Source organism: Qipengyuania sp. (genome assembly GCF_043423005.1).
Taxonomy (GTDB): domain Bacteria; phylum Pseudomonadota; class Alphaproteobacteria; order Sphingomonadales; family Sphingomonadaceae; genus Qipengyuania.
Window position 1 is genome coordinate 1 of record NZ_JBHWMI010000034.1, and the last position, 11,070, is coordinate 11,070.

9 protein-coding genes and 1 pseudogene are annotated in these 11,070 nt (G+C 67.9%); 6 read left to right on the plus strand and 4 right to left on the minus strand.

What is annotated here, in order from left to right; genetic code table 11:
• The 3 genes from ACHFFA_RS06080 to ACHFFA_RS06090 form a co-directional block, all read right to left on the minus strand.
• The coding region (locus ACHFFA_RS06080; protein ID WP_394269950.1) for a homocysteine S-methyltransferase family protein at nucleotides 1–549 on the minus strand (549 nt) is incomplete at its 3' end.
• Nucleotides 546–1,451 carry a methylenetetrahydrofolate reductase [NAD(P)H] gene (gene metF, locus ACHFFA_RS06085; RefSeq protein ID WP_394269957.1) on the minus strand — a complete coding sequence of 302 codons (906 nt, stop codon included), beginning with the start codon at nucleotides 1,449–1,451 and terminating at the stop codon, nucleotides 546–548. The genes metF and ACHFFA_RS06080, both read right to left, overlap by 4 nt.
• 17 nt (nucleotides 1,452–1,468) lie before the next feature.
• A complete protein-coding gene (locus ACHFFA_RS06090) occupies nucleotides 1,469–2,455 on the minus strand; it encodes an ArsR/SmtB family transcription factor (RefSeq protein ID WP_394269951.1) in 987 nt (328 codons plus the stop codon).
• A gap of 248 nt (nucleotides 2,456–2,703) precedes the next feature.
• Between ACHFFA_RS06090 and ACHFFA_RS06095 the strand changes: the two genes are divergently transcribed.
• The gene (locus tag ACHFFA_RS06095) at nucleotides 2,704–4,725 is read left to right on the plus strand and encodes a glycoside hydrolase family 3 C-terminal domain-containing protein (protein ID WP_394269952.1); all 2,022 of its coding nucleotides are present in this window, start codon (nucleotides 2,704–2,706) and stop codon (nucleotides 4,723–4,725) included.
• A 3-nt stretch (nucleotides 4,726–4,728) separates the two neighbouring features.
• On the opposite strand, the gene ACHFFA_RS06100 is transcribed toward ACHFFA_RS06095, so the two are convergent.
• Nucleotides 4,729–6,198, minus strand: coding sequence for an aldehyde dehydrogenase family protein (locus tag ACHFFA_RS06100; protein WP_394269953.1), 1,470 nt, complete (start codon nucleotides 6,196–6,198; stop codon nucleotides 4,729–4,731).
• Between the two features lie 198 nt (nucleotides 6,199–6,396).
• Here ACHFFA_RS06100 and ACHFFA_RS06105 point away from each other — a divergent pair, with 198 nt between their 5' ends.
• From ACHFFA_RS06105 to ACHFFA_RS06125, 5 genes and pseudogenes are all read left to right on the plus strand, one after another.
• Nucleotides 6,397–7,836 (plus strand): efflux transporter outer membrane subunit, encoded by a 1,440-nt coding sequence (locus ACHFFA_RS06105; RefSeq protein WP_394269954.1) that lies wholly within the window; start codon nucleotides 6,397–6,399, stop codon nucleotides 7,834–7,836.
• Nucleotides 7,833–9,152: an efflux RND transporter periplasmic adaptor subunit gene (locus ACHFFA_RS06110; RefSeq protein WP_394269955.1), complete on the plus strand. Its 1,320-nt coding sequence runs from the start codon at nucleotides 7,833–7,835 to the stop codon at nucleotides 9,150–9,152. Before ACHFFA_RS06105 ends, ACHFFA_RS06110 begins: the two co-directional genes overlap by 4 nt.
• Nucleotides 9,149–9,841, plus strand: a pseudogene (locus ACHFFA_RS06115) (ABC transporter ATP-binding protein); the annotation flags it as partial. The gene ACHFFA_RS06110 and the pseudogene ACHFFA_RS06115, both read left to right, overlap by 4 nt.
• A 102-nt stretch (nucleotides 9,842–9,943) precedes the next feature.
• The gene (locus ACHFFA_RS06120) at nucleotides 9,944–10,279 is read left to right on the plus strand and encodes a TOBE domain-containing protein (RefSeq protein WP_394269958.1); all 336 of its coding nucleotides are present in this window, start codon (nucleotides 9,944–9,946) and stop codon (nucleotides 10,277–10,279) included.
• A gap of 16 nt (nucleotides 10,280–10,295) precedes the next feature.
• The coding region (locus tag ACHFFA_RS06125; RefSeq protein ID WP_394269956.1) for an NAD(P)/FAD-dependent oxidoreductase at nucleotides 10,296–11,070 on the plus strand (775 nt) is incomplete at its 3' end.

Sequence of the window (11,070 nt, forward strand, 5' to 3'; positions counted from 1 at the left end):
GTTGTTATCGAACACCGTCTCGACCAGGACGAAGTCCACGCCCCCCTCGATCAGGGCGGCGCATTGTTCGCGATAGACGTCGACGATCGTGTCGAAATCGACCTCGCGGAAGCCCGGATCCTCGACATCGGGGGACAGCGAGAGGGTCTTGTTGGTCGGCCCGACCGCGCCAACCACGAAACGCGGCACCCCGTCCCGCGCGCTCGCCTCGCCCACCGCCTCGCGAACGATCCGGGCGGCGGCAACATTGATTTCGCGCACCAGGCCTTCCGCCCCGTAATCCGCCTGGCTGATGCGGTTGGCGTTGAAGGTGTTGGTGGCGAGGACGTGCGCGCCGGCGGCGATGTAGCTGTCGCAGATGGCGCGGATGACCTGCGGCTGGGTCAAATTGACGAGGTCGTTATTGCCCTTCTGGTCAGCCGCCAGCCCGGTATTGCCGCCATAGTCGGCAGGCGACAGCCCGGCGCGCTGGATCTCGGTGCCGTAGGGGCCGTCCTTGATCAGGATGGCTTGGGCGGCGGCGGCTTCGAACGCGTCTCTCTTGCTCATGCGGCGACCTTGGGGCGCAGGCCGAGCATGTGGCAGATCGCATAGCTCAGCTCGGCGCGGTTGAGGGTGTAGAAATGGAATTGCCGGACCCCGCCCGCATAGAGCCGGCGGCACAATTCGGCGGCGATGGTGGCGGAAACCAGCTGGCGCGCCTCGGGCCGTTCGTCGAGCCCCTCGAACAGCCCTTCCATCCAGTGCGGAATGGCAGTGCCGCACAGCCCGCTCATCTTGCGCACCGACGCGAAGCTCCTCACCGGCATGATGCCCGGCACGATCTCGCCCGCGATCCCGGCGGCGGCGGCACGGTCGCGAAACTCGAAGAAACATTCGGGTTCGAAGAAAAACTGGGTGATTGCGCGGGTGGCCCCGGCGTCGAACTTGCGCTTCAGATTGTCGAGATCGGCCTGATGATCGCGCGAATCCGGGTGCTTTTCCGGGTAGGCGGCGACCGAGATTTCGAAATCGGCGACCTTCTTCAGCCCGGCTATGAGCTCCGCGGCATTGGCATAGCCGCCGGGATGCGGGGCATAGCCTTGCGCCGCATCGGGCGAATCGCCGCGCAAAGCAACGATGTGGCGCACCCCTTCGGCCCAGTACTCGCGCGCGACCTGGTCGACCTCCTCGCGCGTCGCATCGACACAGGTGAGATGCGCGGCGACCGGCATCGCGGTTTCGCCGACGATGCGGCGCACCGCCGCATGGGTGCGCTCGCGGGTCGATCCGCCTGCGCCATAGGTCACCGAAACGAAGCGCGGGGCGAGCGGGGCGAGCGTCTGCACGCTGTCCCACAGGGTCTCGGCCATCCGGTCGTTCTTGGGCGGAAAGAATTCGAAGCTCACCTCGATATCGCCGCCGAGCCGGGCGAACATCGGACCTTCGAGCGCACGCTGCGCCTCGCGCATCTGGTCGAGCGTAGGGGTCACGAGACTTTCTTTCCCAGAGTAGCGGAAGGCGAAGCGGAAGCGGTCGCTGGCCGCGCTGCCAGCCAGACCTTGACCACCAGTTCCCCGCCATCGAGCGCAACCGGGGCGGCCGGCGCGAACCCGGCCGCGCAAAGGAGATCGTCCATCTGCTCGTCCGCGAAGCCCAGCCGGGCATGGGCATGGCGTTCGCGCAGTTCCTCGCGCTGATGCGCGGCGAAATCGACGATGGCGATCCGCCCGCCCGGCCGCATCACCCGCGCAGCCTCGGCCAGCACGGTGGCGGGCGTCTGCGCGAAATGCAGCACCTGATGGAACAGGACGGTATCGAAACTTTCATCCGCGAAAGGCAGTTCGGCAAAGTCGCCTTGCATCAGTTCGACCTGACCCGGCGGCAGATGCTGCAATTTCGCCCGGGCGACGCGGAGCATGGCAAGGCTCTTGTCGAGCGCCACGATATGGTCCGCGCGCATCGCGAACAGTTCGGCCATCCGCCCGGTGCCGGTGCCGGTGTCCAGCAGCCGGCCGAGCGGCCTTTCCCCCAGCGCGGAAGACAATGCCGCCTCGACCGATTCCTCGGACGAGTGCAGCCGCCGCAGCTCGTCCCAGTCATGCGCATGATCGGCGAAATAGGTTTCCGCTTGGCTTTCCCGCCAGGCCCGGATTTCCGCAAGCTTAAGCCGGTCGGCCTCGCACTGGTCGGCAAAGGCGTCGTCGACCGATTCGGCCCGGGCGAGCAGTGCCGCCACCTCGGGGCCGAGCGAGCCGTGGCTGGTGGCGGTCCGCAGGAAGATCCAGCTGCCTTCGCGGCGACGTTCCGCCAAGCCCGCATCGCACAGGATGCCCACATGACGTGAGACGCGCGGCTGGCTCTGCCCAAGCGCCTGCGCGAGTTCGCCGACCGACAGCTCCATTTCCCCAAGCAGCCGCAGGACCCGCAAGCGGGTAAGGTCGGCAAGGGCGCGGAAGAGCATCTCGGTACGCACGGGCAGCCGCATATAAAGACATTTTTATATCTGTAAACGGAGATTGAACACTCGATCCGCCGCATGGCCGCGATCGTGGTTACCTCGCGTTAACCATTTTCTCCCAGGATTCTCGTGACCGCGGCGGGATGGGCCCGCCCGGCATTCAGCGCCGCGCCTGATCGGCGCCGTGGGTACGAGGGAGGTTCCGCCATGCAGATCGCCGCCCCCGGTGCATCGCCGGCCGCCCTTGTCTGCAGGCCAGCGCCATGATGCGCACCTTCCATTCGCCCGAATGCGAGCGGCTGGTGAGCGACCTGCTGGCGCATATGTCGCTGCCGGAAAAGGCCGGCCAGCTGGGCGTCTATCACGTCAAGTCCCAGGCGGGCCATTCCGCCAGCGATGCGCTGGTCCGCGAACTGGCCGACGGGCGCGTCGGCACGGTCCGGGGGATCACCTCGCTCGAACAGGCCGATGCCCTGCAGCAGATCGCGACCGAGCGTTCGCGCCTCGGCATCCCGCTGTTGTTCGCGGACGAGACCGATACCGGGTTCGACACCCTGCTGCCCACCCATTTCGCCGCTGCCTGCAGCTGGGACCTCGACGCCATCGCCGAGGGCGAGGGAATGGTGGCTGACGAAGCGGCGCTTCACGGCCTCAACTGGTCGCTGTCGCCGGAAATCTATTTCACCGATGCGGCCGGTCCCGATGTGTCCAAGTCGCTCGGCAACGACATCCATCTGGCGGCGCAGATCGCCGCGGCGCGGGTGCGCGGCCTGCAAGGTGCAGGCGCGGCGCAATCGGGTATCCTCGCCACGCTTGACCTTGCCGGACTGCTTTTGCGCGAACAGGCCCGCGCCCGGCGCAAGGCGAGCGACGGCCTTGCCCTTGCCAGCGACCTGCTGCGGACCGGCGACCTCGGTGTCATCGCGTTCGACCGCCTGTCGGGCGGGGCGCGGATGGCGATGGACACGGCCTTTGCCTTCCTGCGCGGGCCGGGCGGCTTTTCGGGCATCATCCTGTCGGAATGGGAACGCCTGGCAGCCAATGCCGAAGGCGCGGTCGGCGGGATGACCTTCGAGGACCTCTCGGTCGATGCGCTGATCAGCGCGGTGCAGGCCGGGCATATCGCCAAGGCCCGGCTCGACGATGCGGTCGCCCGGATCCTGCGGGCGAAATATGCGCTGGGCCTGTTCGGGCGCGCGCTGGGCGTGGACGAACCGCGCGGAACCCGCAGCGGCGCCACCACGGCGGCCCACCGCGAGCGGGCGATGGTGCTGGCGCGCCGGTCACCGGTGCTGCTGCGCAATCACCCCGCCCTCCTTCCGCTCGGCCCCGATGCGGGCGACATCCTTGTCGTGGGCAGCGCCGCCGGGGACCGGACGAGCGCCCTTGCCGGCCGACCCGGGCGGGCGGTGAGCATTATCGACGGGCTGGAACAATTGGGCGTGGCGCACAAATACGTCGCCGGTCTGGCGCTGCGCGGCGAGGATACCGGTCTCGACAGCATGGTCGAGGCCGACCGCATCGCCATCGCCATGGCCAGCGAGGCGGCGCGGCGGTCCAATACCGTGGTGCTGGTCGTGGGGGAAAGCGGCCGGCCGGGCGAACTGGGCGAGGCGCAGGCCGCGCTGTTGCAGGCGCTGTACAGGGCGAACCCGCGGTTGGTCCTCGTCACCACCGGCACCCTCCCGGTTGACCCGTGGATCGGCGAAGGACCGCTGCCTTGCGTGCTCCACGCCGGCCAGCTCGGCACCATGAGCGGGGCGGCCATCGCCGAAGTGCTGACCGGAGCATCGGCGCCGGGCGGCAAGTTGCCGCTGACAATGCCGGACGCAGGGGAGCGGCCCGGCCTGCCGTTCGGCTATGGCCTGAGCTACGGCGAATTCGAATTGTCGGACTTCGCAGTGCCGACCTATGGCCGCGAGGCGATGGCGACCGCACGGCTGCACAATGTCGGCCGCTTTACCGGGACCGAGACGGTCCAGCTCTACCTTGCCCGCGACGATGACGACGGCGCGGAAGGGCGGACTGCCAGCCGCCTCGCCGCATTCCGCAAGGTGACGCTGAACCCTGGCGAAAGCGCCGAGGTTCAGTTCACCATCGATGCGCCGATGATCGGCCGCTTCGACGAGGACGGACGTTTCGCGATCACGCCCGGCAACTACCGGCTGGCGATCGGGCTCAACAGTGCGGCGACCCTGGCTACCCGCTTCGAGGTGACGACGGAACTTGCCCGGGCGCTGGCGGGCCTCTCGCCCACCGTCACCCCGTTCCGCCGCCGCGCCTGAGGACTACACCTTCGCGTCGCGCTTGACGGTGATCACCTGCGGATAGGTGAATTCCTTCAGCCCCTCGATCCCGTATTCCGCGCCGATGCCCGACTGCTTGTGCCCGCCGAACGGCGCCAGCGGGGAAATGTGCAGGTATTCGTTGATCCACACCGTCCCAGTCTCGAGCTGTTCGGCGATCTCCACCGCCTTGTCGGTATCCTTGCTCCATACCGCGCCGGCAAGGCCGTATTCGGAAGCATTGGCGCGCTCGATCGCTTCGTCGATGGTCGCAAACTTCATCAAAGGCATGACCGGACCGAACTGCTCTTCTGCCACGATCCGCGCATCTTCGGGCGGATTGTCGAGGATGGTGATCGGCACGTAATAGCCGGTGCCGGAAGGATCGACGTCCCCGCCGGTGAGGAACTTGTAGCCCTTGTCCCTGGCGTCCTCGATCAGCTCGCACACCCGCTCGAACTGCTTGCGGTTCTGGATCGGGCCGACGCCGGTGCCCTGCTGGCTGCCATCGCCGACCTTCACCTGGCGCGCATAGTCGGCAATCGCCTTCGACAGATCGTCGTAGATGTCCTCGTGAATATAGATGCGCTTGGCCGCAACGCAGATCTGCCCGGCATTGGAAAAGCTCGACCAGAACAGCTGCTCGGCCACCTTCTCGACATCGGCATCGGGCAGCACGATCGAGGCATCGTTGCCGCCCAGCTCCAGCGTGATGCGCTTGAGGTCGGCGCTGGCGCCCTCCATGATCTTCTTCCCCGTCACGGTGGAGCCGGTGAAGGTGATCTTGTCGATATCGGGGTGCTGCGTGATCAGCGGGCCGAGGCTGTCCTCTCCTGTGATGATGTTGACCGTGCCCGCCGGCACCACGTCCTTGATCAGCTCGGCGATCCTGAGCGTGGTGAGCGGCGTAAAGGGCGAGGGCTTGAGGACGATGGTGCAACCCGCGATCAGGGCGGGGACGATCTTCTGCACCGCCATCATCACCGGGAAGTTCCACGGCACGATTCCGCCGACGACGCCCACCGGCACCCGCCGCGTGCGGCTGAGGCGGGTCTCGTCGTCCTGATTGATGACATCGTCCAGCGTCAGGCCCGCCTGCGCCTTGCACAGCCCCGCCGCCCCGAGGATCTCCATCTGCGCCTGCTGATGGGGCTTGCCCTGTTCGCTGGTCAGCAGCCGATAAAGTTCATCAGCATTGCTCTTGATGGCATCGGCGATGGCAAGGACGACCTTCTGTCGCTCCGCCGGAGCGGTCTTGCGCCAGCTCTTGAACGCCTCGCGCGCGGCGGCGACTGCCTGATCGAGCTCAGCCTTGCCGCAGGCCGGCACGCGGGCGATCACCTCCTCGTTCGCCGGGTTGACGACCTCGAGCGTATCCTGCGTCGTGACCAGCTTGCCCCCGATGAGGTTGGCATAGGTCTTGAGGCCGGCCCGGTCGGCCTGCCCGCTCTCGCTGGTGAGGGTGGTGGTCATTGTCGCGCTCTCCGTTTCGATTTGCCACCTTGTAGGGGTTCGCACAGCCCGGTTCAATGCGCCTGCGAGCCCGGTCGAAGCCCCTTTGCGGCAAACGATGTTGCGCAAAGCCGGTCAGTAAATATGCGGATCGTGCCGGATGGCTCTTTTCTTGTCGCGGAATTACAATATGAGAGGGCGGGAAAGGGTCGGGGGACAATGATCAAGCCGCGTATCGTGATCGCTCTGTGCAGCGTGGCCCTGTGCGCGGCCTGTGCCGGGCGCGGCGCGATCGACAGCGCGCAGCCGGCGATCGCGGTGCCGGAGGCTTGGCAGGCGGGCGAACCCGGCGAACCGCTCGACGTGGAACGCTACTGGGATGCGCTCGGCGATCCGCTGCTGTCCTCGTTCGTGGCGCAGGCGGCGGCGCAGAACCGCGATCTTGCCGTGGCGACCGCGCGGCTGGCGCAGGCCCGCGGCGGGCTGCGGCAGGCCCGCGCGGGGTATCTGCCCAGCATCTACAGCAATGCCGGCATCGGGCGCGACGTGGGCGACCGGGCGGCGGACGATTTTTCCTTCTCCATCGGCGGCGATGTGCGCTGGGAGGCGGATCTGTTCGGCCGGGTGGGGTATGACGTCGCCGCATCGCGCGCCGGTCTGGCGGCGGCGGGGTACGGCCTCGGCGACGTGCAGCGCCTGATCGTCGGGCAGGTGGCGCAGATCACGGTGTCGGCCCGCGCCCTTGCGGTGCAGCTCGCGATCGCGCGGCAGACGCTCGCCGTACAGGAGGACAACCTCCAGATCGCGGTATGGCGGCGCGAGGCGGGGCTGGTCTCCAGCCTCGATGTCGAACAGGCCCGTGCCCAGCGTGCCCAGACAGCCGCGACGATCCCGGCGCTCGAGAGCGATCTTGCCGCCAGCGCCAATACCATTTCCACCCTGATCGGCGAACCTCCGGGCCGGGTGCTCGCACTGCTGGAAGCCGAGGCGGCACCGATCCCCGCCCCGCCCACCGCCTTCGCACGCGAGATACCCGCCGCGGTGCTCCGCCGCCGGCCCGACGTGCGCCAGGCCGAAGCCTTCCTGATCGCGGACACGGCCCGTATCGGCCTTGCGCGCGCGCAGCTGCTCCCGCTGGTCCAGCTTACCGGCAACATCAACACCGCCTCGTTCGGGCTCGGCGGATTGTTCGATGCCATCACCGGCAACCTGTTCGCCGGGTTGAGCCAGCTGATCTTCGATGGCGGACGCCTTGCCGCCCAGGTGGATATCGCCGAAGCCGTCGCCCAGGGCTCGCTAGCCGGCTACGAACAGACGATCCTTGTCGCGCTCGAAGAGGTCGACACCGCCGGCGCGGAACTGGTCGCCGCGCGCCAGCGGGTCGCGCTGTTCGACGAGGCGCGCGATGCCGCGGATACCGCTGCTCTGCTCGCGCGCAGCCAGTATCAGGCCGGGCTGATCGATTTCCAGACCCTGCTGACGGCCGAAAACCAGCTGCTCTCTGCCCGCAACGCCTATGCCGCCGCCGAGGCGGAGCGCGCCAATGCCTTCATCCGGCTGACCCAGGCGCTGGGTGGCGGGTGGAGCCCGACGGACATCGACTTTCTGGTCAATCCCCCACCGATCATCCTCACCGCCGATACGGAAGCTTCCCGATGAACGATGCCGCCACCCCCTCGATCCGCGAGGAGGACACGATCGAAGATTTCCTCGGCACCAAGCCGCGCCCGCGGTGGAAGCGGACGATGAAGTTCTGGCTGCCGGCGCTGATCCTCCTGGGGCTGGCGCTGCTGATCGCCCGCTGCGCGGCGGGGGACGAAGGCCCGAAATACATCACCGAAACGGTCGCCAGCCGCTCGCTCGACCTGACGATTTCGGCCACCGGCAATCTGCGCCCGACCAACCAGGTCGAGGTGGGGTCCGAGGTATCCGGCCGGATCGACCGCGTGCTGGTCGATGTGAATGACCGGGTGGCGCAGGGCCAGGTGCTGGCGATCATCAATACCGACACCATTCGCGATCAGATCACCCAGGGCCAGGCCAGCGTCAACGCCGCCCGCGCACAGGTGGCACAGGCGCGCGCCACGCTCGACGTCGACCAGGCGCAGCTGCGCCGGCTGCGCGACGTGTTCCGGGCCTCGGGCGGCCGCGTGCCGAGCCAGGTCGAACTGGAACAGGCCGAAGCTGCCGTGCGCCGCGATACCGCCGCCGTCGCCTCGGCCGAATCGAACGTCCGTGCGGCGCAGGCCCAGCTCGATACCGCGGTGACCCAGCAGGGCCGGGCGGTGATCCGCTCGCCCGTCTCGGGCATCGTGCTGGCCCGCCAGGTCGAGCCGGGGCAGACCGTCGCGGCGAGCTTCAACACGCCCACCTTGTTCATCATCGCCGAGGATCTGTCCGCGATGCAGCTGCGGGTGAAGGTCGACGAAGCCGATGTCGGGCAGGTCAACGAAGGGCAGCGGGCGAGTTTCACCGTCGATGCCTATCCCGGGCGCCGCTTCCCCGCGCTGGTCGAACGGGTCGATCAGGCCAGCACCAACACCGCCCAGCAATCGGGCGCCACTGCCGCCGCGGCGGGCGCCGAAACCTCGGTGGTCAGCTACGAGGCGCGGCTCTCGGTCGCCAATCCCGACGGCCTGCTGCGTCCGGGGATGACAGCCACCGCGACGATCGCAACCGAGAAGACCGGCGAGCAGCTGCTCGTCCCCAACAGCGCGCTGCGCTTCGAGCCCGACGCGCCCGAAGAAGAAGAGGGCGGCGTCCTCAACCCCGAGATCGGCCTTGGCAGGAACGAGCAGCAAGCGACCATCGGCGAAGGCAGCCGCCAGCAGATCTACGTGCTGATGGCAGACGGCACGCTCGAACCGATGGAGGTCATCACCGGCAAGAGCGACGGGCGGGTCACCGCAGTGCGTTCGGCCGAACTGAAGGCCGGCATGAAGGTCGTGGTCGGAGTGGAGGCCGCCGCCCAGTGAGCGCGGCCCCGCTGATCGAACTTGAAGGCATTACCAAGACCTTCGGCGAAGGGGCGGCGGCGTTCCAGGCGTTGAAGGGCGTCGACCTGACGATCGAGGAAGGCGATTTCGTCGCCGTGATGGGGCCGTCGGGTTCGGGCAAGTCGACCACCATGAACATTCTCGGCTGTCTCGATGTGCCGAGCAGCGGACGGTTCCGGTTCCGGGGGGTCGAGGTCCAGGCGCTCGACCGCGACCAGCGCAGCCTGCTGCGGCGGCGCTATCTCGGCTTCGTCTTCCAGGGGTTCAATCTCCTCGCCCGCACCAGCGCGGTGGAGAATGTCGAACTGCCGCTGCTCTATCGTGGCGAAACCGCCAAGTCCCGCCGTGCCGCGGCGCTGCGCTCGCTCGACAAGGTGGGACTGGTGCCGTGGGCCGACCATACCCCGGCCGAGCTTTCCGGCGGCCAGCAGCAGCGCGTGGCGCTCGCCCGGGCGCTGGTCTTCGATCCGCCGCTTCTCCTGATGGACGAGCCGCTCGGCGCGCTCGACAAGAAGCTGCGCGAATGGCTGCAACTGGAGATCAAGCGCATCCACCGCGAGCTCGGCACCACCTTCGTCTACGTCACGCACGACCAGGAGGAGGCGCTGGTGCTCTCCGACCGCATCGCCGTCTTCAACGGCGGCCGTATCGAGCAGATCGGCACCGGCCGCGAGCTCTACGACCATCCGGCGACGCTCTTCGTCGGCCGTTTCATCGGCGAATCCACGGTGCTGCGCGGCATGGCCGACGTTTCGGGCGGCGACACGGTGATGGCCATAGGCGACCAGAAGGTCGTGGCGCATGGCCGCCTTCCGGGCGACGCCCGGCCCGTCATCCTGCTCCGGCCCGAGCGCGTGGGGCTGAAGCGCCCCGGAGCCGACGCCGTCGCCGGCGAGAACCGCCTGTCCGGCACGGTTTCGGAGGCGATCTATCTCGGCTCCGGCTCGAAATACGAGGCGCGGCTGACGGACGGCACGGTCGCCGTCGTGCGAAGCCCGCTCGGCGTGCCCGATTTCTCGATCGGCGATGCCGTGGACATCGCCTTTTCGCCCGCCGATCTCATCCTTCTTCCCGACGACGCCAGCGCCGACATGACGCTGACCTGAACCGAAAGCACATCCCATGGACGTCAAGACCAACGGCAACATCTCCTTCTGGTATGCCGATATCGGCGGCATTCCGCAGAGGCGCCCGGCCCTTCCCGGCGACCGCGAGGCCGATGTCTGCATCATCGGCGCCGGCTTCACCGGCCTTTGGACCGCCTACTACCTGAAGAAGGCCGATCCTTCCCTTAACATCGTCGTCGTCGAGCGCGAATTCGCCGGCTTCGGCGCCTCGGGACGCAACGGCGGGTGGCTTTCCGGCGGCTTCGGCTGGTCGCGGGAGAAGTACCTCAAGACCTCGAGCCGCGGCGCCGTCATCGACATGCAGCGCGCCATGGCCGGCACGGTGGACGAGGTGATCCGCGTCACGGAGGCGGAAGGCATCGACGCCGACATCCTGCGCGTCGACAACCTCACCGTCGCCACCAACCGGCCGCAGCTCGACCGGGCCCGCGAGGAATACCAATTCTATCTCGACTGGCAGATGCCGGCCGAGAGGATCGAGATGCTTTCGGCCGAGGAAGCGGCAAAGCGCATCCGCATCGCCGACGTGAAGGGCGCCTTCGTCATCCGGAACATGGCCCGCGTGCAGCCGGCCAAGCTGGTGCGCGGCCTCGCCCGGGTGGTGGAGAACCTCGGCGTTGCGATCTTCGAGGGCACCTCCGTCACCGGCTTCGAGAAGGGCCGCGTTGCGACCGACCGCGGCACCGTTCGGGCGACGATCATCATCCGCGCCACGGAAGGGTTCACCGCCGGGTTCCCCGGCGAGGAGCGCACCTGGCTGCCGCTCACTA

Bases quoted from the DNA above. Each gene is read 5' to 3' on its own strand.
- ACHFFA_RS06100 (WP_394269953.1), bottom strand. From the start codon at position 6,198: ATGACCACCACCCTCACCAGCGAGAGCGGGCAGGCCGACCGGGCCGGC.
- metF (WP_394269957.1), bottom strand. From the start codon at position 1,451: ATGCGCGAGGCGCAGCGTGCGCTCGAAGGTCCGATGTTCGCCCGGCTC.
- ACHFFA_RS06120 (WP_394269958.1), top strand. From the start codon at position 9,944: ATGGCCATAGGCGACCAGAAGGTCGTGGCGCATGGCCGCCTTCCGGGC.
- ACHFFA_RS06095 (WP_394269952.1), top strand. From the start codon at position 2,704: ATGATGCGCACCTTCCATTCGCCCGAATGCGAGCGGCTGGTGAGCGAC.
- ACHFFA_RS06110 (WP_394269955.1), top strand. From the start codon at position 7,833: ATGAACGATGCCGCCACCCCCTCGATCCGCGAGGAGGACACGATCGAA.
- ACHFFA_RS06105 (WP_394269954.1), top strand. From the start codon at position 6,397: ATGATCAAGCCGCGTATCGTGATCGCTCTGTGCAGCGTGGCCCTGTGC.